This is a genomic window from Sphingomonas sp. (assembly GCF_019746665.1).
GTDB lineage: Bacteria > Pseudomonadota > Alphaproteobacteria > Sphingomonadales > Sphingomonadaceae > Sphingomonas.
On record NZ_JAIERS010000007.1, the window covers coordinates 51,680 to 73,294 of the forward strand.

Consider the following 21,615-nt stretch of genomic DNA (forward strand, 5'->3'; position numbering starts at 1 on the left):
AGCAGCCGCGCTTGGCCGCCGATCCTCAGACCGTCGTCACCCGTTTCGCCCCGTCGCCCACCGGGTTCCTGCACATTGGCGGCGCCCGCACCGCTTTGTTCAACTGGCTGTTCGCCCGCAGGCATGGCGGCAAGTTCCTGCTGCGGATCGAGGATACCGACCGCGTCCGATCGACCGACGCGGCGATCGCCGCGATCCTCGACGGGATGCAGTGGCTCGGCCTCGATTGGGACGGGCCGGAGACCTATCAATTCGCCCGCGCCGAGCGCCATGCCGAAGTCGCGCATCAGCTGCTCGCGAGCGGCCACGCCTATAAATGCTTCGCGACCCCCGAGGAGCTGACCGCTTTGCGCGAGGCGCAGGCGGCCGCCAAGCAGCCGATCCGCTATGATGGCCGCTGGCGCGATCGCGATCCGGCCGAAGGCGGCGACAAGCCCTTCGTCGTGCGCCTGAAAGCGCCGCGCGAAGGGGCGACGACGATCGCCGACCGCGTCCAAGGTGACGTCACCGTCCAGAATAGCGAGATCGACGATTTCGTCCTGCTCCGTTCCGATGGCACGCCCACCTATATGCTCGCGGTCGTGGTCGACGATCACGACATGGGCGTGACGCATGTCATTCGCGGTGATGATCACCTGAACAACGCGTTTCGCCAACTCCCCATCATCAAGGCGATGGGCTGGCCCGAGCCGGTCTATGCCCATGTACCGATGATTCACGGGCAGGACGGCGGCAAGATGTCGAAGCGGCACGGCGCGGTGGGGGTGGACAGCTACCGCGACGAGCTCGGGATCCTGCCCGAGGCGCTGTTCAACTATCTGCTCCGGCTCGGCTGGGGGCATGGCGATGCCGAGATCATCAGCCGCGAACAGGCGATCAAATGGTTCGCGCTGGAAGGTGTCGGCCGCAGCCCGGCGCGGTTCGATCTGAAGAAGCTCGAAAACCTCAACGGCCATTATCTGCGCGAGGCGGGTGATGCCCGGCTCGCCGCGCTGGTCGCCGATCGGCTGCCGTTCAAGCCCGATGCGGTGCAGCAGGGATTGCTGCAGCGCGCGATGCCCGCGCTGAAACCCCGCGCCGCCAATCTGAACGAGCTCGCCAGCGGCACCGCTTTCCTGTTCGCCCAGCGGCCGCTGCCGCTCGACGAGGACGCCGCCAAGCTGCTCGACGGCCCGGCGCGCGGCCTGCTCGCCCAGGCCCATGCCGCGCTTGACGCGGTTGCGGCATGGGATACGTCAAATCTGGAAGACGCGGTGCGTAACGTCGCCGAAACCGCCGGCGTAAAGCTGGGGCAAGTCGCGCAGCCGCTGCGGGCGGCGCTGACGGGCCGCAAGACCTCGCCCGGAATTTTCGACGTGCTCGAACTGCTCGGGCGCGACGAAAGCCTGGGGCGCATCGCCGATCAACTGGCCGAGCCGGCCGCCGAGACCAAGAAGGAGCAGGACGCATGACCGAAACCGCCAAGCTCACCGCCGCAGGCGCCGACCATGATTATGCGGTGCGCGCCGGTACGATCGGCCCCAAAGTCATCGATATCAGGAAGCTCTATGCCCAAACGGGCATGTTCACTTTCGATCCCGGCTTCACCTCCACCGCGAGCTGCGAATCGGGGCTGACCTATATCGATGGCGACGAGGGCGTGCTGCTCCACCGCGGCTATCCGATCGGCCAGCTCGCCGAACATTCGAACTTCATGGAAGTCTGCTACCTGCTGCTGAACGGCGAGCTGCCCAGCCAGGACGAGCTCGACAGCTTCACCCACACCATTACCCGCCACACGATGCTGCACGAGCAGCTTGCGACCTTCTATCGCGGTTTCCGGCGTGATGCGCACCCGATGGCGGTGATGTGCGGCGTGGTCGGCGCACTTTCCGCCTTCTATCACGATTCGACCGACATCACCGATCCGCGCCAGCGGATGATCGCGAGCCACCGGCTGATCGCCAAGATGCCGACGATCGCGGCGATGGCGTATAAATATTCGATCGGCCAGCCCTTCCTCTATCCCAAGAACTCGCTGAGCTACACCGGCAATTTCCTGCGGATGACCTTCGGCGTGCCGGCCGAGGAATATGAGGTGAACCCCGTCGTCGAGCGCGCGCTCGATCGCATCTTCATCCTCCACGCCGATCACGAGCAGAATGCGTCGACCTCGACCGTGCGGCTGGCGGGTTCGTCGGGGGCCAATCCGTTCGCGTGCATCGCGGCGGGCATCGCCTGCCTGTGGGGGCCGGCGCATGGCGGCGCGAACGAGGCGGCGCTCAACATGCTGCGCGAGATCGGCACCCCCGATCGCATCCCGCATTATATCGAGCGCGCCAAGGACAAGAATGATCCCTTCCGCCTGATGGGCTTCGGTCACCGGGTGTACAAGAATTACGATCCGCGCGCGACGGTGATGCAGCAGACGGTGCGGGAAGTTTTCGAGTCGCTGGGCGTGACCGACCCCGTGTTCGAAACCGCGCTGCGGCTCGAGGAGATCGCGCTGAAGGACGATTACTTCATCGAGAAGAAGCTGTTCCCCAATGTCGACTTCTATTCGGGCGTGATCCTGTCGGCGATCGGCTTCCCGACGACGATGTTCACCGCCCTGTTCGCGCTCGCCCGCACGGTGGGCTGGGTCGCGCAGTGGAACGAGATGATCGCCGATCCCGAACAGAAGATCGGCCGCCCGCGCCAGCTCTACACCGGGCCGGTGCAGCGCGATTATGTGCCGCTCAGCAAGCGCTGAGCGATGAAGCGCGCCCTCGCGATCCTCGGCGTGCTGATGATCGCGATGGGCTCGCTCTGGGTGTGCCAGGGGCTCGGCTGGGTCCATTGGCCGCCCGAAAGCTTCATGCTCGATCAGCGGCCCTGGGCGTGGCGCGGGGGTGTGGTGGTGGTGGTTGGGGTAGGCCTCATCCTTTGGGCGCGGCGGCGATAACGCTGCTGGCTAGGAGCTACCGCCCCGGACACCGTTCGCGCTGAGCTTGTCGAAGCGCGGTTCTGCGTTCTCTACGATCGAAGAAAAACGACCGTGCTTCGACAAGCTCAGCACGAACGGGAGAAAGTGACGATATTCGCTCATAACCTGTTCAATAATGGAAACGGCACTGCGCGATTTCGAGCGACTGCTCCGGCGCCCGCCCCGCGACGCGATAGATCAGCCGGTCCTCGGATGTCAGTCGACGCGACCACCAGCCGGCCAAATCGCCCTTGAGCGGCTCGGGCTTGCCCTTCCCCTTGAACGGCGTGCGGCGGCATTCATCGATGAGTTGGTTGAGCTTACCCAGGATTTTGGGATCGGCGTCGATCCAGTAAAGATAATCGTCCCAAGCGCCGTCCGAGAAGACCAGCTTCACGCGCGCGTCGGCTCGATCAACGTCCGCTCGGTCCCCTTGCCCGCGTCGAGTTGCGCGATCGACTCGCGCAGCGCACGGGCATTGGCGGGCGTCGAGAGCAGGTGCAGCGTCTCCCCGATCGCGTTCCAGCGATCGAGCGACACGATCACCGCCGGCTTGCCATTCTTGCGGGTGACGACGACTTCCTCGTGATCCTCGACGACGCGATCAAGCACATCCTTCAGCCGCGCGCGCGCATCGGTATATGACACTACTTCCATGCGGGGGCCTCCATTGCCTCGCCCGCAATATGTACTGTCACCTGTACAGCTGCAAGGGGCCGCCAGTGCGCTGCGGCCAGAAGGTAAACCGCGCCCCGCTGGTGCTTGCGCATCATCATGCGCTGCCTTAACTTTTCAGCATGCTTGGGCCATTGCTGCTTTCGCTCGTCCTGCCCGCAGATGACACCGCGTCAATCACGTGCGTTCCCGTCGGAACCAAAGCAGCAAGCGCGACTCCGTCGGCGATCGAAGAGCACCGACGGCTCCGCACAGCAATTGGCGAGCCGATGCCGCAAGCGCGCGAGATGATCATGCTTTTGGGCAGGGGCGGCCATCTTATCACGTACGAATACAGCATCGTCCTTGCGCGCCGCTCGGGAGGCGCCTGGCACGGCACAGCGGTCGGGCGGAGCCGCATTTGGATTGACGACGCCCCGTATGAGCCAATGCAGCGGATCGAATGGTTTTTAGATCGGGGCGCAGGCCGCAAGCTTGATGCGGCGCTGCACAGACGCTGCCCGGCCGTGCCGCCCGCCGCGGCAATCAAACCCACAGAGCCGCCGCCGCTGGGAAAAATTTCGGAGCGCGTCGATGTCGTCAGCGCTGGCCGTTCGCAATGGACTTTCGACGCCGACGCTGCCGAGCCGTTGGTGAAATTGATACGCCCCCCCCGAGCCGCCGAACAACCAATCGCCCGCTACCGCCCCGGCAACCAGAAGCTAAACCGCGCCCCCTGCCCCGGCGCGCTGTCCACCGTCAGGTCGCCGCCCATCGCGCGCGCCAGGCGGCGGGCGATGTAGAGGCCAAGGCCGCTGCCGCCGGGCTCGCTCTTGTCGACCCGCTCGAACTTTTCGAAGATGCGGGCCTGGTCCTCGATCGCGATGCCCTTGCCCTGATCGGCGACCACGATCAGCGCGCGGCCTTCTTCCTGCTCGGCACGGACCCACACCATCGCGTCGGCGGGCGAATAACGCACCGCGTTGCCGATCAGGTTGACCATGATCTGTAACGCCCGCCGGAATTCGCCGGTCGCGGGGAGTGCCTCGTCGGCCGCGGGCTTGTCGATCCGCACCCGGCGCTCGGCGGCGCGCAGCTGAAGCAGTCCGGCGGCGCGGCGGGCGACATCGGCCAGATCGATTGCTTCGGCGGCGGGGCGGAAATCGGGGCGCTCGATCGCCTGGAGATCGACCAGATCGTCGACCAGGGCGAGCAGATGCCGCCCGGCCGAGGCGATATCGGCGGCGTAATCGGCATAATCCTGGCGCAGCGGGCCTTCGGCTTGGGCATGGATGCTGTCGGCATGGGCGATGATCCGCCCGAGCGGCGCGCGCAACGCGGCGTCGAGCCGTTCGGCGAACGCCGACGTCACCGGCGCGGCGGCGGGTGGCGCCAGCTCGCTCACCGCCCCCTCGATTCCCGCGAAGCCGCTCAGCGCATCGAGGCGGGGCGCCGCGCTGATGCGCAGCTTTACCCCCGTCCCGCGCAATTCGGCGGGCTGATCGACCAGCCGTTCGCGCATCGCGAGCGCGCCGAGCATGGGCACCGCGCCGTGCGCGTCCTCCTCCAGCCTGAACAGCCGGGTGAGCGGCTGGCCGAGCAGTGTCTTCAGATCGAGGCCATGGCGGGCGAGCGCATCGGCCGAAACGCTCGTCAATCGCAGGCTCGCGTCGGTCGCGAAGCGCCAGCTGCCCTCGGCGGCGACGAAATCGACCAGCCGTTCGGGCGCCGCCGCCGCTTCCCAGGGGCGACGCGGACGCCAGCCGGTAATCGCCAGCCGCACCCCCGCCACGGTCGGTTCGGCGCGGACCCACATGTCGATATCGTCTTCGCCCTCGGCCACCACCACCGCGCGGCTGACGAGCACCCCCAGCCGCTGCGCGAGGCGCGCCAGTCGCGCCAGTGCCGGCACCGCGAGCGGCGCGCCGACCACGCCACCGGCGCGATCGTTGAGCGCGCTCAGCCGGTCATCGGCCTGCACCAGCCGACCCTGCGGGTCGATCAGGCCGCGCACGATCGGCAAGGCGGGATCAATCAGGTTCATGCAAGCGCCCTTGCCAGCCGCACCAGGCTCGCGCGGAAATCGGGATGCAGCGCGAGCGGCGCGAGCGCGGCGCGGGCGTCGGCGGGTGGGATCGCGAGGATCGCGGGCAGCTGATCGGCGAACGCCTCCAGATCGCGCGCCGGCTCGCTATCGGCGAGCGCGAGCCCGATCCGCGCGATCGCCGGGCGCGCCAGCCCCGCCGCGCGCAGGGCCAGCCACAAGCGATCGGGCACGGGATCGAGCAACACGTCACGAACAATGTCATAATCCAGGCCCAACGCTTGCGCGAGCAAGGCGATGGCGAGCGCGACACGGCGATCGCACAATGCCTCGACCAGCAGCGCGCCCAGTTCGGTCGCGGGCGGAGCGAGCGCGACCGCGAGCCGCATCGCTACCGCCTCCAGCCGCTCGCCCTCGTCATGCTCGGCGAGCACGCCGAGCGCGGCATCGCTAAGCGCGGCGTCGATCCGGGCTTGCTCGGTCCAGGGCCGCGGTGACAATTCGGCGCGGAGCACGGCGGCAGCGGCCCATACCAGCTGATGATGGCATTCAGCCGGCAGATCGCTGTGCTGCGGCTTGGCGAGACCGTCGCGGCGCTTTGCCTCGGCCACCATCAAGGCGCTGGCGAGATTGGCGACGGCGGGGTCGGGATGTTCGACCAGGCGGACGATCAGACTCGGCCGATCGGCCCCCTCGGGCGCGGCGGTGACGAGGGTGTCGGCGAGCGCCGCCTGGCGCGCGCGGCCGATCATCTCGCGCATCAGCCCGCGATCGGCGAGCATCCCGGCGGCGGCGAGCGTCGTGTGGACGCTCGACCCACGCTGTTCCACGGCGAGCGCGAGTTCCCCCGCGCCACGCTCCGCCAGCAGGCGGCTCGTCCCCTGGCGCAGCGCGCGCTCGATCAGGCCGCACTGCCCGGCGAAATTTTCATGTACCAAGGCGCGGGTACGCTCGCTCAAGCGCCAGGCATCGGGCAAGCCGAGATCGTCGATCGCGGCGGCAAGGCGGCGATCGGCGCTTACGTCATCGCCTGCCCCGCGCGCGAGCAAACGGCCGGCGTTCGCGCGAACGCCCTCGTCGATGTCGCCTTGATCGACCGACATGCCAAACGGCCTAGGGAAACAAGATTAAATTCAGGCTAAGCCTTTTCGCGCCCCGCCTCAATGGCCGCCGCCAGCGCCGCGCCGGCATAGACCGCCGCCGCAAGCAAGCCAGCAAGCGTCTGGCCGGCGGCGACGAACGGCAGCAGCACCAGCGGATAGGCGGCCGGGCTCGGCCACCAGCGCCGCCGGCGCTCGGGCGGCGTCGCGCGTTCGAGCAGTGCCCCCAGGCCAATCAGCGCGGCGGCGGCGATCGGACCGCTCGCGGTCGCATCGGCGCGCCACAGGCCAAGCCCGAGCAGCACCGCTCCGGCGCCACTGGCGATCACCGCGCCAAGCCGCACCGCGCCCGCCAGCCGCAGCTCGTCGCGCAGCCAGGCGAGCGCGCCGCCAAGCGCCCAGCCGATATGCGCGAGGGCGACCAGCGCCAGCCCCGCGCTCGCCCAGCCCATCGCGAGCAACGCCAGGCCGATCAAGGTCAACACCACGCTCGCGCCAGCGACCGTCGCGCTCGTCACCGCCCGTGGCAACACCAGTGGCAACAGCGCTCGAGCGAGCGGCGCGACCACTAGCCGGTCAGCCCAGGTGACGCGCCCCCCGAGTTCGGCGCCGACCACCGCTTGGTTGCGCGCCTGCAGCGGCGCCGCGCTCGCCTCGATCCCATGGCTCGCCCGCGCCGCGCCGCCGGGTAGCGTGATCAGCTCCGGGCGCGCTTGCGCCGCGACGCGCAGCAACGTGGATTGAAAATCATAATCGGCCGGCAGGCGCGCGACATCGGCGAGGCGGCGCACGCTCACCCGCGCCATGCCGGCCCAGATCGCGTCACGCCCGACGCGCTCTAGCCCTGGCAGCGCATCCGCGTCGCTCGTCACGAGCAACGCGTCGCCTTGCGCGGCGGCAAGCGGCGCGATCGTTTCGGCGGTCGTCACCAGGCCGTCGGCCATCACCAGCAGTTCGGCGAGCGGATGCAGCTTCGCCACCGCCTCGCTCGCACCGCGCACCGCGTCGATCGCGATGCCGTGGCGCGCCATGCGGTTCACCGCGCCGAGCAGTTCGGGGGTGAGCCGTTCGACCACCACCACGATCTGCCCCGCGCCCGCGCCGGCGAGCAGCCGCGCTTGGAACTCGATCAGGCTGTGCCCGCCAAAGGGCAGCGTCGCGACCAGCGTTTCGGGGCTGTCGTCGGCATCGGCAATCGCGAAAAGGAGACCGGCAAGCATTGGCGAGGGGCTTAAGCGAGCACGCGCCGCTTGGCAAAGCCCCGTTGGCGCGAATGCCCTAGAAGCGGGTCAGCGCCCGCTCGACCCGCGCCACCAAGCGCATATCATGCGGCGCGGCGGCGACTTCCTCCGCGAGTGCCATCAGCCGCACCGCGCCGAAGCTGGCGGCGAGACCCTTCAGCCGTAGCCCCGCGCCGCGCCACGCCTCCGCGCTTTCGGCGGCGCGCAGGCTGGCGATGCAGCGCTCGGCGCTTTCGATGAACGCGCGGCGCAGTTCGGTGATCAGCTGCGGGTCTTCGCCCACCGCCGCCGCCAAGGTCGCGTCGATTGCCCCGGGATCATAGGCCATGGCGGGACCGTAGTTCTCCAAGGTTAAGCGAAGGTTGCGAAAACTTTTGCGACCGGCGCTTTCGTGATACGCAGGCGGCATGGATGGGGGAACGAGGCTGGACCCGCGCTACGCGCCCGATGACGCACCCGACGACGGGGCCGAGGACGCGCTGCTGCTTGAAGATAGTTTCGAGGCGCTACCGCCCGCCGAAGCTTTCGCCCCCGATCCTCTCGCCCCGCTCGATCCGACACCGGCCGTGCGTCGCCGGCGCTGGGTGGTGCCATTGCTGGCCAGCCTGGCGGCGTTGGCCTGGCTTGGCACCGCGGTCGCTTTGCTCCGCCCGGTCCCGATCGCGGCGCTGACGGCGATCGAGCAGGTCGAATTGGTCGGCGCCTTGTGCGTGCCGCTCGCGCTGATCGCGCTCGTCTGGCTGATCGCGCAGCGCAACAGCCGGGTCGAAGCGCGGGGCTTCGCCGATATCGCCGCGACAATGCGCGCCGAGGCCCAGGCGCTCGAGGCGAGCCTCGCCCGCGTCGCGGCGCAGCTGGCGGATGGGCAGCAACGCCTCGCCGCGCAAAACGCCGCGCTCCAGGCGATGGGCGATCAGGCCGCCGCGCGGCTAACCGCGACCAGCGACGGGATGGCCGAGCAGATCGCCCGCGCCGACACGCAGGCGCGCCAGCTGAGCGAGGCGGTGACCGGCGCCGAACGCCAGCTCGCCGGCTTGCTCGAAGCGCTTCCCCGCGCCGGGGCGACCGCGCAGACGATCACCCAGGCGATCGACGCCAGCGCCGCCGCCGCCGATGCGGCCAGCGGTCAACTCGCCGAACGATTCGCGCAATTGGGCGCCGAGGCGCGCGCGAGCGAAGCAGCGGCGCACGGCGCGCTCGAACGGTTGAGCGCGAACAGCGAAGCGCTCGACGCGATGGTGACGCAGGCGGTCACCCGGCTGGAGGGCGCGACCGACGCCAGCGCGCAGCGCGTGACCGGGCTGCTCGGACAAACCGCCGACGCGGTCGATCAGGCCCGCGCCGGGATCGCCGCGCAGGGCGAGGCGATGCTGCAATTGCTGAGCGCGCATCAAAGCGGGCTCGAGCGCGCCGGGCACGATGCGATCGACGCGCTCGCCGCGCGCATTGCCGAGGTGGACGCGGTGGTCGATCGCATGGCCGCCCGGCTCGCCGAACAGCGCCGTGCGGGCGACGCGCTCGCAACCGACCTCGATCGCCAATTCCAGGTGATCGAGGCGCGGGTGGGCGATTTCCATCGCAACGCGATCGAGCGCAACCAGACGCTCGCCGCCTCGATCAGCGCGCTGGGCGGCTCGGCGGAGGCGATGGGCGAGACGCTGCAAATCGGCGAACAGCTCGCGCGCAACACGATCAAGACCAGCGAGGATCTGCTGATCGCGCTCGACGCCGCCGCGCGCGAGATCGACGAGACCTTGCCCGAGGCGCTCGCGCGGCTCGACACGCGCGTCGCGGCCAGCCGCCAGGCGGTAAGCGCGGCCAAGCCCGAACTGCTCGCGCTCGTCACGGCGGCCGAAAGCACGCACGACGCGATCGAGGCGATCGCGCAGGTGATCCAGGGACAGCGCCGCACGCTCGATGAGCTGTCACGCCTGTTGAACGACGCGCTGGCGCAGGGCCGCGAGCGCGCCGAGGCGATCGGCGAGGCACTCGACGAAACCATCGGCCGCACCCAGGATTTCACCGGCCAGGCCGCGCCCCGGCTGATGGAGGCGCTGGTCAAGGTACGCGACTCGGCCGCGATCGCCGCCGATCGCGCCCGCGAAACACTGGGGGCGGTGATCCCCGAAGCGGCGGCGCTGATCGAGAACGCCAGCACCCAGGCGATGCAACGCGCGCTGGGGCAAAGCTTTGAGCGGCACCTCCAGGAATTGAGCCACGCCGCCGACAGCGCGGTCGGCGCGGCGCAGCGCGCGTCGGACCGGCTCGCCGAGCAATTGCTGACGATCGAAGGCGCCGCGCGCGAAGTCGATGCGCGGATCGAACAGGCTCGGGTCGAACGCGACCAGGCCGAGACCGAGAGTTTCGGACGCCGCTCCTCGGTGCTGATCGAAGCGCTCAATTCGGCGGCGATCGACATCGCCAAGGCCTTCTCGGCCGAAGTCACCGACAGCGCCTGGGCGGCCTATCTGAAGGGCGATCGTGGGGTGTTCACGCGCCGCGCGGTGCGCCTGCTCGAAGCGGGCGAGGCGCGCGAGGTGGCGCGGCTCTATGATCTCGACGCCGGTTTCCGCGATCAGGTGAACCGCTATATCCACGATTTCGAGGCGATGCTGCGCGTCGTGCTCGCTCAGCGCGATGGCGCGCCGATCGGGGTAACCCTGCTCTCGTCCGACATGGGCAAGCTCTACGTCGCGCTCGCGCAGGCGATCGAGCGGCTGCGGACTTAAGCGGCGGCTTCATCCCCGGCCGGGGCTCTCCCCGCCCGCATGAGGGAGGCGAGGCTCGCCCCTTCGGCGCCGAGGCCCCTCGCCGCGCCGTCGCGGTCCTCGGGGCGCTTCTTCTGATCGAGCTTCCACGCCCCGGTGAGCGCTTCGATCGTCATGCATACCCCGACGATGCCGTTCAGAAGCGCGGCGGTGAACTCAGCAGGCGCGTCCGATATCGACCAGGGATGCTCCCGCCCCGATTCATGGCGCCCCGTGAGCTTGTCGACGAGCGCCAGCAGCTCCGGCCCGGTCTCGACCAGCGCCATAGGCCCGCGCGCCTCGACCGCGACATAATTCCAGGTGGGCACTACCCTCCCCGTCTCGGCCTTGGAGGGATACCAGCCGGGCGAGATATAGGCATCGTCGAGCAGGAAGGAGGCGAGCGCTGTCGCCCCGGCGGCGATCGCGCGCCACTGCGGATTGGATCGGGCGAGATGCGCGATCAGCGTCTCGGCGCCAGCCTCGCCCGCCACCGCGAAGGGCAAATGGCTGATCATGATCTCGCCATCCAGCGCGGTGATCAGCGTCCCGAACGATCGCGCCGCGATCGCCGCCAGCAGCACCGATCGCCGCGTTTCCAGATAGGGTAGAGGAACGTACATCGTCATCGACCTCCGGCTGATCCCGCCCGGCCACCGGCCTGTCGCCGCCCTTTGTTTAAACTTTGGCCATGCCCCGCTTCAATGCCGCGGCCCCGCCCAGGTGAAGAAGTCGATCATCTGCGGGGTGACCCAGCCATAGCGGTAATTGAGCATGAACAGGCCGAACAAGATGCTCGCCACCACCGTTACCCGCAGGGCGATCCGCCAGGGGCGGAACTCGGCGGGCGCGCTGTCGGCCTGGCCGGGCACCTTGGGCACGCCCGCCTCATCAGCGGTGCGCACGCCAAAGGGCAGCACGATGAACACCGTGAACACCCAGAACAGGAAATAAATCGCGATCGCCGAGCCGATGGGCATGGCCGCGTTCCTACGCCTCGATCAGCAGCACGTCGACCACTGGCTTCTTCCCCGTCCATCGGGTCGCCACCCGACGCACGGCGAGCCGCACCTCCTCGCGCAGCTTCTCGCGGTCGCGTCCGCCGTCCAGCAACGCCTCGGTCGCCGCCGCCGCCGCTTCGGCGATAAACGGCTCGCGCTCCTCCTCCACCGGCACGCCGTTCAGCCGCAGCTGCGGCCGGCCGAGCACGCGCCCGCCCTTGCCGATCGCGGCGGCGACCGAAATCTGGCCGTTGATCGCGATCTTGCGGCGTTCGTTGATCGTGCCGCCATCGGCCGGCAGGATCACATCGCCATCGAGCACCAGCCGCCCGACCGGGGCATGGCCGATCTTGGCCGGCTTGCCGGGGGCAAGGCGGATGATTTCGCCATCGCGCTGCACCACTGCCTGGGGGATGCCGCACGCCTGGCCGAAGCGCGCCTGTTCCATCAGGTGGCGCATCTCGCCATGGACCGGCACCAGGATTTCGGGGCGTATCCAGCGATACATCGCCTCCAGCTCCGGCCGGCCGGGATGGCCCGAGACGTGAACATGGTGCTGGCGATCGGTGATCATCACCACCCCCTTTGCAGCCAGCTGGTTCATGATCCGCCCGATCGCGACCTCGTTGCCTGGGATTTGTTTGGACGAGAAGATCACCGTGTCGCCGGTGCCGAGCCGGATCGGGTGGCTGTCTCCCGCGATCCGGGCAAGTGCCGCGCGTTCCTCGCCCTGGCCGCCGGTCGCGATGATCAGCACCTGATTGGCGGGTAGCCGCATCGCCTGATCGACGTCAATCAACTCGGGCAGGTCGCGCAGATAGCCCGTCGCGCGCGAGACTTTCAGGATGCGGTCAAGCGAGCGGCCCGCGACACATAGCCGCCGCCCGCACGCCTCGGCGACCTCGGCCAGCGTCTTGAGCCGCGCGGCGTTGGAGGCGAAGGTCGTCACCAGCACGCGGCCGCGCGCCGCCGCCACCGCCTCAGTCAGCCCGGCGCGCACGCTTGCTTCGGAGCCCGAGGCTTCGGCGTTGAACACATTGGTCGAATCGCACACCAGCGCCAGCACGCCTGCATCGCCGATCGCCGTGAGCGTTTCGGGCGCCGCACCGGCAGTAAGCACCGGCGTCTCGTCGAGCTTCCAGTCGCCGGTGTGGAACACACGGCCGAGCGGGGTGTCGATCAGCAGCGCATTGCCCTCGGGGATCGAGTGCGCGACCGGTACGAAACGCAGGCCGAACGGCCCGAGCTGGAAATCCTCACCCGGGGCCACGACCTTCAACGTCACCCGCTGGCGATTGCCCTCCTCGTCGAGCTTGCCGGCGATCAGCCCGGCGGTGAAGGGCGAGGCATAGAGCGGCACGCCCAAATCCTCCGCCAGATAAGGCAGCGCGCCGATATGGTCTTCGTGCCCATGCGTCAGCACGATGCCGAGCAGATCGTCGATCCGCTCCTCGATGAAGCTCAGATCGGGCAGAATCAGGTCGATCCCCGGATAGGCCGGATCGGCGAAGGTGATGCCGCAATCGACCATGATCCATTTGCCCTGGCAGCCATAGAGATTGACGTTCATGCCAATCTCCCCCGATCCGCCAAGCGCCGCGAAAATCAGTTCATTCCCTGGTTTCAAGCTATTCTCTCTCAATCAAATTCGCACCACGGCGCCGGGCGGTCGTGACAGCATCTACTGCTATATCAAGTCCGGCGTAACGTCCGCCCGCCACCGCACCCGCGGGTCGAGGCGACGCCAGCATGACGGTGAGGCATGATGTCAAGCTAGCCCGATCGGGCCACTTCATGCCCCGATATGGGCGCGTTCCCACATCAGCGCCAGCCCTTGAATCGTGAGATCGGGCTCGATCGCGTCGAAGGCGGTAGTGTGCCGCTCGAACAGGATGGCGAGTCCGCCGGTCGCGATCACCTTGGCCGGGCGCCCGATTTCGGCCTTCAGCCGCGCGACCAGCCCCTCGATCATCGCGACATAGCCCCAATAGATGCCGATATGCATCTGGCTCACCGTGTCGCGGCCGATCACCTGGGTATCGTCGGGCGCCTCGATCGCGATGCGCGGCAGCTTGGCGGCGGCGGTGACGAGCGCGTCGAGCGAGAGGTTGATGCCCGGCGCGATGATGCCGCCCTTATAGGCGCCGTTGAAGTCGATGACTTCGAAAGTGGTGGCGGTGCCGAAGTCGATCACGATCAGATCGCCCGGGTGGCGGGCATGGGCGGCGATCGCGTTGACCGCGCGGTCGGCACCCAAGGAGGCGGGCTCCTTCACGTCGATCTCGAACCCCCATTCGATCGGCGGGTGACCAGCCACGAGCGGTTCGGTGTTGAAATATTTGCGCGCGAGCGTCTGCAGGTTGTGCAGCGCGCGCGGGACGACGGTGGCGATGATCACACCCGTCACCTGCTCACGCGCGAAGCCCTCCAGGGTGAGCAACTGGCTGAGCCAGACGGCATATTCATCCGCCGTGCGCCGGGCCTCGGTGGCGATGCGCCAGCGCGCGAGGATCTGCTGGTCCTTCACCAACGCGAACACCACATTGGTGTTGCCGGCATCGATCGCGAGCAGCATCGGAACCCCCTAAATCAGAAACACGTCGCCGGCGTGAATGACATGGCGACCGCCATCCGCCAAGCCGAGGATCAGCGCGCCGTCCGCATCGAGCCCGGCAAAGGCACCTTCGACCCCCCGCCCATCGGGCAGCGCGGCGGCGAGCGGCGTGCCTAGCGGGTGCGCGCGGACTTCCCAGGCTGCAACGATGGCGGAGAGCCCCTCCCCCCGCCACCGGACGAGCCAATGGGCGAAGCGTCTGGCGAGCGTGTCGACGAAGGCTTCGGGCGTCGGCGCGGAAGCATGGTCGGCGAGGCTTGTCACGGGACGGCCGAGATCATCGGGATGGTGAGCTAGGTTCACCCCGATGCCCACCACCACGGCGTCACCCGCGCGTTCGAGCAGAATGCCCGCGAGCTTGGCGCCACCCAGCAACAGATCGTTGGGCCATTTGAGCTGGAGAGCGTTCTCAAGCCGCTCCCCTGAAGAAGTGGTGCGCAATATGCCTGCAACCGCCTCGAACAGCGCCACGCCCGCCACCAGCGCGAGCCCCGGCGCCGCGGGATCGCTCGGCCGCAGCCGCACGAGCGTCGATCCATAAAAGTTGCCCGGCGGCGATACCCAGGCCCGACCCTGTCGCCCCCGCCCGGCCGTTTGGCGCTCGGCGCGGAGCCAGAAGCCTTCCTCTACCTGCCGCGCCAGCGCAAGCAGATCGGCGTTGGTCGAACCCGTCTCTACGACGGTGCGGATCGTCAGAACAAAGCCTTCGCCGCAGCGAGGCTCCACGCCGCCAGCGCCGGGATGGCGAGATAGCCAAGCGGCGACAGGAACGCGGTAGAAGCCGCGATCAGCCCGCCCTCGACCCCGCTCTCGACCGGCGCGAACGCAGGCGCGGGGTCATCGAAATACATCGTCTTGATGATCCGCAGATAATAATAGGCGCCCACCACCGACAGCGCGATGCCGATCGCGGCATAGAGGAACAGCCCCGCCTGCACCGCCGCCCAGAACACCGCGAACTTGGCGTAGAAGCCGAACAGCGGCGGGATACCGGCGAGCGAGAACATCATCACCGCGAGCGCAAAAGCCAGGTATGGCTTTGTGCGCGACAAGCCCGAAAGGCTCGCTACCTCCTCGATATGCCGCCCTTCGGCGTCCTTCATCTGCAGCACGATCAGGAAGCTGCCGAGCGTCATGACGATATAGATCGCCATATAGACGAGCACCGCCGACACGCCCTGCGGCGTGCCCGCCGCCAGCCCGATCAGCGCGAAGCCGACATTGTTGATCGAACTATATGCGAGCAGCCGCTTGATGTTCGATTGCCCGATCGCGCCGGCCGCGCCGAGCACGATCGAGGCGAGCGAGGCGAAGATCACGATCTGCCGCCATTCGAGCTGCGCCGGCCCCATTGCTTCCACCGCGACGCGCACCGTCAGCAGGATCGCCGCAACCTTCGGCGCCGAGCCGAAGAACGCCGTCACCGGGGTCGGCGCGCCTTCGTAAACGTCCGGCGTCCACATATGGAAAGGCACCGCGCTCATCTTGAAGGCGAGCCCGGCGAAGACGAATACCAGCCCGAACAACAGGCCCTTCGAATGATTGCCCGCATAGGCCGTTGCGATCGAGTCGAACAGGGTCGTGCCGCTGAAGCCATAGACCAGCGAGATGCCGTAGAGCAGGATGCCGCTCGCCAGCGCCCCGAGCACGAAATATTTGAGGCCCGCTTCCGCCGAGCGCGTATCCCGCCGCATGAAGCTCGCCAGCACATAAGCGGCGAGGCTCTGCAGCTCCAGCCCGACATAGAGCGTCAGCAGATCGCCCGCCGACACCATCATCCCCATGCCGACCGCCGAAAGCAGGATCAGCACCGGATATTCGGGGCGCAGATCATCGCCCGCCGTGCGCGCGAAAAACCCGGGCGCCATCAGGATCGCGACGGCGGCAGCACTATAGACCAGCACCTTGCCGAACACCGCGAAGGCATCGGCCTTGTACAGCCCGGCAAAGGCATCGCCCCCGGTCGACATGCCGAGCGCCACGCCCGCGCCGATCAGCACTGCGACCGACGCCCAGCCGATCGCCCGCGTGACGCCCTGCCCGCCCCAAGCGGCGACCATCATCAGCGCGATCGCGCCGATCGACAGCACCAGTTCGGGCAGGGTCATCAGAAGATTGGTTGCATAGCTCATCAATGCGTCTCCGCCGCCGCGAGCGTCGCGACGGGCTTGCCCGGCGTGGGGAGCGAGTCCCCGGCGGGCTTCACCGATTGCACTCGGGCGACCAGCTTGCCGACATCGCCACGCATCGGCGCCAGGAAGCTCTCGGGATAAACCCCCATCCACAGCACCGCGAGGCCGAGCGGCACCAGCATCGCCAGTTCGCGGCCCGACAGGTCCGGCATCAACCGCACATCCTGATGCTCCAGATCGCCAAACGCGACCCGCGCATAAAGGTACAGCATGTAGGCCGCGCCCAGAATGATGCCGGTGGTGCAGAGAAGCGCCGCCCAGGTTGAGACCTGATAGGTGCCGGCGAGCGACAGGAATTCACCAACGAACCCGCTCGTCCCCGGCAGCCCGATCGAGGCCATGGTGAACAGCAGGAAGAACACAGCATAGCGCGGCATGTTGATCGCGAGGCCGCCATAGCGCGCAATCTCGCGGGTGTGCAGCCGATCATAGATGATGCCGACGCACAGGAAGAGCGCACCCGAGACCAGCCCGTGGCTAAGCATCACGATCATCGCGCCCTCGATGCCCTGGCGATTGAAGGCGAACAGCCCGATCGTGACGATCGCCATATGCGCGACCGATGAATAGGCGATCAGCTTCTTCATGTCGTTCTGCACCAGCGCGACGAGGCTGGTGTAGATCACCGCGATCGCCGACAGCGTCAGGATCAGCCAGGTCAGCTCGGCCGAGGCCTGCGGGAACATCGGCACCGAGAAGCGCAGGAAGCCATAACCGCCAAGCTTCAGCAGCACGCCCGCCAGGATCACCGATCCCGCGGTCGGCGCCTGCACGTGCGCGTCGGGCAGCCAGGTGTGGACCGGCCACATCGGCATCTTCACCGCGAACGAGGCGAAGAAGGCGAGCCACAGCCAAGTCTGCGCCGCGACCGGGAAATCGTGCCGCAGCAGATCGGGGATGTAGCTCGTCCCCGCCTGCTGCGCCATGTAAAGCATGGCAATCAGCATCAGCAGCGATCCGAGCAGCGTATAGAGGAAGAACTTGTAGCTCGCGTAAATCCGGTTCGCGCCGCCCCAGATCCCGATGATCAGGAACATTGGGATCAGTCCGCCTTCGAAGAAGACGTAGAACAGGAACAGGTCCTGCGCGGCGAAGGTGCCGATCATCAGCACTTCGGTGAACAGGAACGCGGCCATGTATTCGGGCACGCGCGACGTGACCGACTCCCAGCTCGCCCCGATGCAGATCGGCATCAGGAACACGCTGAGCATGATCAGCATCAGCGCGAAGCCGTCGATCCCCAGCGCCCAGCCGAACTGGCCGAAAATCGGCGCCGAACGCTCGACGAACTGCCACTGCGCGCCGCCGATGTCGAAATTGGACCAGAGGAAAACGCCGAGTGCGAGATCGACCAACGTCGCCGCGAGCGCGAGCCAGCGCGCCCCCTTGGCGTCGAGGAACAGGCAGCCTGCCGCGGCGAGCGCGGGCACGAGCAGCATGATCGACAGGATGGGAAAACCGTTCATCGCCCCCTCAGCTCGCGATTGCCCAGGTGACCAGAGCGGTGAGCCCGATCAGCATGACGAAGGCATAAGTATAGAGATACCCCGATTGCAGGGCCGCCGCGCCCCGGCTGCCGCTCGCGACCACCGCCGCGACGCCATTGGGGCCGAAGCGATCGATCGTCTGCTCGTCGCCGCGCCGCCAGAAGAAGCGACCGATCGCGAAGGCCGGGCGGACGAACAGCCGGTCATAAAGCTCGTCGAAATACCATTTGTGCATCAGCCAGTTGTACAGCAGCCACGCGCCGTTCGCGGTCCGCCCCGGAAGCGAGGGATCGCGGATATAGGCCTGGAAGGCGCCCAACAGCCCGAGCAGCATCACGATCGCGGTGGAGAGCTTTACCCCGAGCGGCACTTCATGAGTCGCGTGCGCCAGATGCTCGTTGAAGGCGAGCGCGCCGCGCCAGAAATCCTTGCCCGCTTCCGGCTCGATGAACGCGCCGTGGAACACGAAGCCCGCGACCACCGCGCCAACCGAGAGCAGCCCGAGCGGCAGCAACATCGTCCAGGGGCTTTCATGCGGATGATAGCCGGCGGTGCCCTCATGGCCATGATCATGCGCGGCGTGGTGCGGATCGGGCTCATGCCCCGCATCTTCGTGCGCGACCTCGCCGTGATGCGCGACGGCGTGCGCCTCGCCATGATCGTGCGCGTGGGCGGCGTGCTGGATATGCTCGGACCCCGCCCAGCGCGGCTTGCCCCAGAAGGTGAGGAACATCAGCCGCCACGAATAGAAACTCGTCAACAGCGCGACGATGATCCCGGTGACCGCCGCGCCATGCCGGCCGGCCGCCCAGGCGCCCTCGATGATCGCGTCCTTCGAGTGGAAGCCAGCAAAGCCGATCGCAAGCTCATTGCCGAACACCGCCGGAATGCCGACGCCGGTGATCGCCAGCGTTCCCATCATCATCGCCCAGAAGGTGAGCGGGATGTGTTTCCGCAGGCCGCCATAATAGCGCATATCCTGCTCATGGTGCATCGCATGGATCACCGATCCCGCGCCCAGGAACAGCAACGCCTTGAAGAAGGCGTGGGTGAACAGGTGGAACATCGCCGCGCCATAGGCACCCGTGCCGGCGGCGAAGAACATGTAGCCCAGCTGCGAGCAGGTCGAATAAGCGATCACCCGCTTGATGTCGGTCTGCACTAAGCCAACGGTCGCGGCGAAGAAGCAGGTCGCGGCGCCCACCGCCATCACCACGTCGAGCGCGATCGGGCTCGCATTGAACAAGGGCGACAGGCGGCAGACCATGAACACGCCCGCCGTCACCATCGTCGCAGCGTGGATCAGCGCGGAAACCGGCGTCGGCCCCTCCATCGCGTCGGGGAGCCAGGTGTGGAGGCCCAGCTGCGCCGACTTGCCCATCGCGCCGACGAACAGCAGCAGGCAGCAGACGGTCAGCGTGTCGGCGCGGAACCAGAGGAAACCGATCGTCGAACCGGCATGCTGCGGCACCGCCGCCAGGATTTCAGGGATCGAGATGGTGCCGAACACCAGATACACTGCGAAAATACCGAGCATGAAGCCCAGGTCACCGACGCGGTTGACGACGAACGCCTTGATCGCCGCCGCCTTCGCGCTCGGTTTCCTGAACCAGAAGCCGATCAGCAGATAGCTGGCGAGGCCCACGCCTTCCCAGCCGAAGAACAATTGCACGATGTTCTGCGCCGTCACCAGCATCAGCATCGCGAAGGTGAATAGCGAAAGGTAAGCGAAGAAGCGCGGCTGGTCCGGGTCCTCCGCCATATAACCCCAGCTATACAGATGGACGAGCGCCGAAACCGAAGTGATCACGACCAGCATCACCGCCGTCAGCGCATCGACGCGCAGCGCCCAGTCGATCACCATGCTGCCCGAATGAATCCAGGCGCCCACCGGCGTCACGCTCACCGCCGCCGCGCCTTGCAGAAACGGCACGAAAATCGACCAGCTGAGCGCTGCCGAGACGAACAGCGCCCCGGTCGTCACGCTCTTCGCCGCGACATTGCCGATCGCGCGGTTGCCGAGCCCGGCGATAAGCGACGCGAACAGCGGCAGGAAAACCAGAAGCAGGATGGAGGTGCCCACCTTTTACCCCTTCATCCGATTGATGTCGTCAACCGCGATCGTGCCGCGGCCACGGAAGAAGATCACCAGGATCGCCAGGCCGATCGCCGCTTCGCCCGCGGCGACCGTCAGCACGAACATCGCGAAAATCTGGCCGACCAGATCGCCCAGGAACGCGCTGAACGCGACGAAATTAATGTTCACCGCCAGCAGAATCAGCTCGATCGCCATCAGGATGACGATGATGTTCTTTCGATTGAGGAAAATGCCGAGCACGCCCATCGTGAAGAGGATCGCGGCGACGATTAGATAGTGAATGAGCCCGATCACAGCTCCACTCCCTGCCCCACGGGCTGGTTGACGTTGCGTACCGCCTCTTCCGGCCGGCGCGCGATCTGGCGGGCGATGTTCTGCGGCTTCACTCCCTGGCGCTTGCGGTGAGTGAGCACGATCGCGCCGATCATCGCGACCAGCAGCACCAGCCCCGCCGCTTCGAAGATGTACAGATAGCGGGAATAAAGCAGCTCGCCGACCGCCTCGATATTGGGCTTGCCCTGGGGCGTGGGCGCGATGCGGCGGCCAAGCGCGATCGGCCCGGTCTGCCAGGCACCGACCGCGATGAAAATCTCGATCGCGAGCGCTGCCGCGAGCGCGAGGCCCGGCCACAGATAGGCGTACACTCCGCGCCGCAGGTGGACGAAGTCGATATCGAGCATCATCACCACGAACAGGAACAGCACCGAGACGGCACCCACGTAAACGATCACCAGCAGCATGGCGATGAACTCGGCGCCGACCAGCACCATCAGCCCGGCGGCGTTGAAGAAAGCGAAGATCAGCCACAGCACCGAATGCACCGGGTTGCGCGAGGCGATCGTCATCGCGCCGGAAAGCAGCGTGATGCCGGCAAAGAGGTAGAAGGCGAAGACCTGGATCAAGTTTTAGGCCCCTGTTTCCGGCATCGCCTGGGCCGCATAAGCGCCCGGGCAGCGGCGGCGCGATCGGCCACCGGCGTTCTTTGAATCAATGTTGCGGCGGCTTTAGCGGTAGGGCGCATCGGCGGCAAGATTGGCCGCCAGCACGCTTTCCCAGCGATCGCCGTTATCGAGCAGCTTGGCCTTGTCGTAGATCAGCTCCTCACGCGTTTCGGTCGAAAATTCGAAATTCGGCCCCTCGACGATCGCATCGACCGGGCAGGCTTCCTGGCAGAAGCCGCAATAGATGCACTTGGTCATATCGATGTCGTAGCGCGTGGTGCGCCGGCTACCGTCAGCGCGCGGCTCGGCCTCGATCGTGATCGCCTGCGCCGGGCAGATCGCCTCGCACAGCTTGCACGCGATGCAGCGTTCCTCGCCATTGGGATAGCGGCGCAGCGCGTGTTCGCCGCGGAAGCGCGGGGAGATGGGGTTCTTCTCGAACGGATAGTTGATCGTCGCCTTGGGCTTGAAGAAATAGCTCAAGGTCAGCGCGTGGGCCTTCAGGAATTCCCAGAGGGTGAAGGCCTTGAGGGTTTGGGCGAAGTTCATTTG

The 21,615-nt window shown here is 67.2% G+C and carries 22 protein-coding genes; 5 read left to right on the top strand and 17 right to left on the bottom strand.

Features of this window, described 5'->3' with window-relative positions; all coding sequences use genetic code 11:
- Window positions 1–11: 11 nt before the first annotated feature.
- Genes gltX through K2X73_RS06570 form a run of 3 tightly spaced genes read left to right on the top strand, consistent with a single transcriptional unit; the run spans window position 12 to window position 2,923 of the window.
- On the top strand, window positions 12–1,451 hold the full coding sequence (gene gltX / locus K2X73_RS06560; RefSeq protein ID WP_294109360.1) for a glutamate--tRNA ligase: 1,440 nt from the start codon (window positions 12–14) through the stop codon (window positions 1,449–1,451).
- The gene (locus tag K2X73_RS06565; protein WP_294109361.1) at window positions 1,448–2,731 is read left to right on the top strand and encodes a citrate synthase; all 1,284 of its coding nucleotides are present in this window, start codon (window positions 1,448–1,450) and stop codon (window positions 2,729–2,731) included. The genes gltX and K2X73_RS06565 overlap by 4 nt, the downstream gene beginning before the upstream one ends.
- Window positions 2,732–2,734: 3 nt before the next feature.
- Window positions 2,735–2,923: a hypothetical protein gene (locus K2X73_RS06570; RefSeq protein WP_294109362.1), complete on the top strand. Its 189-nt coding sequence runs from the start codon at window positions 2,735–2,737 to the stop codon at window positions 2,921–2,923.
- Window positions 2,924–3,074: 151 nt separating this feature from the next.
- Here K2X73_RS06570 and K2X73_RS06575 read toward each other — a convergent pair whose 3' ends face one another.
- Together K2X73_RS06575 and K2X73_RS06580 are read right to left on the bottom strand one after the other, a co-directional pair.
- Window positions 3,075–3,341, bottom strand: a complete 267-nt coding sequence (locus K2X73_RS06575; protein ID WP_294109363.1) for a Txe/YoeB family addiction module toxin — start codon at window positions 3,339–3,341, stop codon at window positions 3,075–3,077.
- The gene (locus tag K2X73_RS06580) at window positions 3,338–3,601 is read right to left on the bottom strand and encodes a type II toxin-antitoxin system prevent-host-death family antitoxin (RefSeq protein WP_294109364.1); all 264 of its coding nucleotides are present in this window, start codon (window positions 3,599–3,601) and stop codon (window positions 3,338–3,340) included. Before K2X73_RS06580 ends, K2X73_RS06575 begins: the two co-directional genes overlap by 4 nt.
- 152 nt (window positions 3,602–3,753) lie before the next feature.
- Between K2X73_RS06580 and K2X73_RS06585 the strand changes: the two genes are divergently transcribed.
- Window positions 3,754–4,401, top strand: a complete 648-nt coding sequence (locus K2X73_RS06585) for a hypothetical protein (protein WP_294109365.1) — start codon at window positions 3,754–3,756, stop codon at window positions 4,399–4,401.
- On the opposite strand, the gene K2X73_RS06590 is transcribed toward K2X73_RS06585, so the two are convergent.
- Genes K2X73_RS06590 through K2X73_RS06605 form a run of 4 tightly spaced genes read right to left on the bottom strand, consistent with a single transcriptional unit; the run spans window position 4,299 to window position 8,311 of the window.
- Window positions 4,299–5,642, bottom strand: a complete 1,344-nt coding sequence (locus tag K2X73_RS06590) for a HAMP domain-containing sensor histidine kinase (protein WP_294109366.1) — start codon at window positions 5,640–5,642, stop codon at window positions 4,299–4,301. The genes K2X73_RS06585 and K2X73_RS06590 overlap by 103 nt on opposite strands.
- Entirely contained in the window at window positions 5,639–6,745 is a 1,107-nt protein-coding gene (locus K2X73_RS06595; protein WP_294109368.1) for a DUF2336 domain-containing protein, read from the bottom strand. Before K2X73_RS06595 ends, K2X73_RS06590 begins: the two co-directional genes overlap by 4 nt.
- A gap of 35 nt (window positions 6,746–6,780) precedes the next feature.
- Window positions 6,781–7,962: a hypothetical protein gene (locus tag K2X73_RS06600; protein WP_294109369.1), complete on the bottom strand. Its 1,182-nt coding sequence runs from the start codon at window positions 7,960–7,962 to the stop codon at window positions 6,781–6,783.
- Window positions 7,963–8,020: 58 nt separating this feature from the next.
- On the bottom strand, window positions 8,021–8,311 hold the full coding sequence (locus K2X73_RS06605) for an Hpt domain-containing protein (RefSeq protein WP_294109370.1): 291 nt from the start codon (window positions 8,309–8,311) through the stop codon (window positions 8,021–8,023).
- Window positions 8,312–8,390: 79 nt separating this feature from the next.
- On the opposite strand from K2X73_RS06605, the gene K2X73_RS06610 reads away from it, so the two are divergent.
- Window positions 8,391–10,712: a hypothetical protein gene (locus K2X73_RS06610; protein WP_294109371.1), complete on the top strand. Its 2,322-nt coding sequence runs from the start codon at window positions 8,391–8,393 to the stop codon at window positions 10,710–10,712.
- Here the strand turns inward: K2X73_RS06610 and K2X73_RS06615 are convergent.
- The 11 genes from K2X73_RS06615 to nuoI form a co-directional block, all read right to left on the bottom strand.
- A complete protein-coding gene (locus K2X73_RS06615; RefSeq protein WP_294109372.1) occupies window positions 10,709–11,353 on the bottom strand; it encodes an FMN-binding negative transcriptional regulator in 645 nt (214 codons plus the stop codon). The two genes, K2X73_RS06610 and K2X73_RS06615, sit on opposite strands and share 4 nt — an antisense overlap.
- Window positions 11,354–11,431: 78 nt before the next feature.
- A complete protein-coding gene (locus tag K2X73_RS06620; protein WP_294109373.1) occupies window positions 11,432–11,710 on the bottom strand; it encodes a DUF1467 family protein in 279 nt (92 codons plus the stop codon).
- Window positions 11,711–11,720: 10 nt separating this feature from the next.
- The gene (locus K2X73_RS06625) at window positions 11,721–13,358 is read right to left on the bottom strand and encodes a ribonuclease J (RefSeq protein ID WP_294109374.1); all 1,638 of its coding nucleotides are present in this window, start codon (window positions 13,356–13,358) and stop codon (window positions 11,721–11,723) included.
- Between the two features lie 165 nt (window positions 13,359–13,523).
- Window positions 13,524–14,306 carry a type III pantothenate kinase gene (locus tag K2X73_RS06630; protein ID WP_294109375.1) on the bottom strand — a complete coding sequence of 261 codons (783 nt, stop codon included), beginning with the start codon at window positions 14,304–14,306 and terminating at the stop codon, window positions 13,524–13,526.
- A gap of 9 nt (window positions 14,307–14,315) precedes the next feature.
- A complete protein-coding gene (locus K2X73_RS06635) occupies window positions 14,316–15,041 on the bottom strand; it encodes a biotin--[acetyl-CoA-carboxylase] ligase (protein ID WP_294109476.1) in 726 nt (241 codons plus the stop codon).
- Entirely contained in the window at window positions 15,038–16,477 is a 1,440-nt protein-coding gene (nuoN, locus tag K2X73_RS06640; protein ID WP_294109377.1) for an NADH-quinone oxidoreductase subunit NuoN, read from the bottom strand. The genes K2X73_RS06635 and nuoN overlap by 4 nt, the downstream gene beginning before the upstream one ends.
- Window positions 16,477–18,003: an NADH-quinone oxidoreductase subunit M gene (locus K2X73_RS06645; protein ID WP_294109378.1), complete on the bottom strand. Its 1,527-nt coding sequence runs from the start codon at window positions 18,001–18,003 to the stop codon at window positions 16,477–16,479. The genes nuoN and K2X73_RS06645 overlap by 1 nt, the downstream gene beginning before the upstream one ends.
- A 7-nt stretch (window positions 18,004–18,010) precedes the next feature.
- Window positions 18,011–20,107, bottom strand: a complete 2,097-nt coding sequence (gene nuoL, locus K2X73_RS06650) for an NADH-quinone oxidoreductase subunit L (protein ID WP_294109379.1) — start codon at window positions 20,105–20,107, stop codon at window positions 18,011–18,013.
- A gap of 3 nt (window positions 20,108–20,110) precedes the next feature.
- Window positions 20,111–20,416, bottom strand: a complete 306-nt coding sequence (gene nuoK, locus K2X73_RS06655) for an NADH-quinone oxidoreductase subunit NuoK (RefSeq protein ID WP_294109380.1) — start codon at window positions 20,414–20,416, stop codon at window positions 20,111–20,113.
- Complete coding sequence (locus K2X73_RS06660; protein WP_294109381.1) at window positions 20,413–21,024, bottom strand: NADH-quinone oxidoreductase subunit J; 612 nt, start codon at window positions 21,022–21,024, stop codon at window positions 20,413–20,415. The genes nuoK and K2X73_RS06660 overlap by 4 nt, the downstream gene beginning before the upstream one ends.
- 102 nt (window positions 21,025–21,126) lie before the next feature.
- On the bottom strand, window positions 21,127–21,612 hold the full coding sequence (gene nuoI, locus K2X73_RS06665; protein WP_294109382.1) for an NADH-quinone oxidoreductase subunit NuoI: 486 nt from the start codon (window positions 21,610–21,612) through the stop codon (window positions 21,127–21,129).
- Window positions 21,613–21,615: the final 3 nt, after the last annotated feature.

Bases quoted from the DNA above. Each gene is read 5' to 3' on its own strand.
- K2X73_RS06590 (WP_294109366.1), bottom strand. From the start codon at position 5,642: ATGAACCTGATTGATCCCGCCTTGCCGATCGTGCGCGGCCTGATCGAC.
- K2X73_RS06605 (WP_294109370.1), bottom strand. From the start codon at position 8,311: ATGGCCTATGATCCCGGGGCAATCGACGCGACCTTGGCGGCGGCGGTG.
- K2X73_RS06615 (WP_294109372.1), bottom strand. From the start codon at position 11,353: ATGTACGTTCCTCTACCCTATCTGGAAACGCGGCGATCGGTGCTGCTG.
- K2X73_RS06610 (WP_294109371.1), top strand. From the start codon at position 8,391: ATGGATGGGGGAACGAGGCTGGACCCGCGCTACGCGCCCGATGACGCA.
- K2X73_RS06595 (WP_294109368.1), bottom strand. From the start codon at position 6,745: ATGTCGGTCGATCAAGGCGACATCGACGAGGGCGTTCGCGCGAACGCC.
- K2X73_RS06645 (WP_294109378.1), bottom strand. From the start codon at position 18,003: ATGAACGGTTTTCCCATCCTGTCGATCATGCTGCTCGTGCCCGCGCTC.
- nuoN (WP_294109377.1), bottom strand. From the start codon at position 16,477: ATGAGCTATGCAACCAATCTTCTGATGACCCTGCCCGAACTGGTGCTG.
- K2X73_RS06620 (WP_294109373.1), bottom strand. From the start codon at position 11,710: ATGCCCATCGGCTCGGCGATCGCGATTTATTTCCTGTTCTGGGTGTTC.
- K2X73_RS06565 (WP_294109361.1), top strand. From the start codon at position 1,448: ATGACCGAAACCGCCAAGCTCACCGCCGCAGGCGCCGACCATGATTAT.
- K2X73_RS06600 (WP_294109369.1), bottom strand. From the start codon at position 7,962: ATGCTTGCCGGTCTCCTTTTCGCGATTGCCGATGCCGACGACAGCCCC.
- K2X73_RS06630 (WP_294109375.1), bottom strand. From the start codon at position 14,306: ATGCTGCTCGCGATCGATGCCGGCAACACCAATGTGGTGTTCGCGTTG.
- nuoI (WP_294109382.1), bottom strand. From the start codon at position 21,612: ATGAACTTCGCCCAAACCCTCAAGGCCTTCACCCTCTGGGAATTCCTG.
- K2X73_RS06570 (WP_294109362.1), top strand. From the start codon at position 2,735: ATGAAGCGCGCCCTCGCGATCCTCGGCGTGCTGATGATCGCGATGGGC.
- K2X73_RS06580 (WP_294109364.1), bottom strand. From the start codon at position 3,601: ATGGAAGTAGTGTCATATACCGATGCGCGCGCGCGGCTGAAGGATGTG.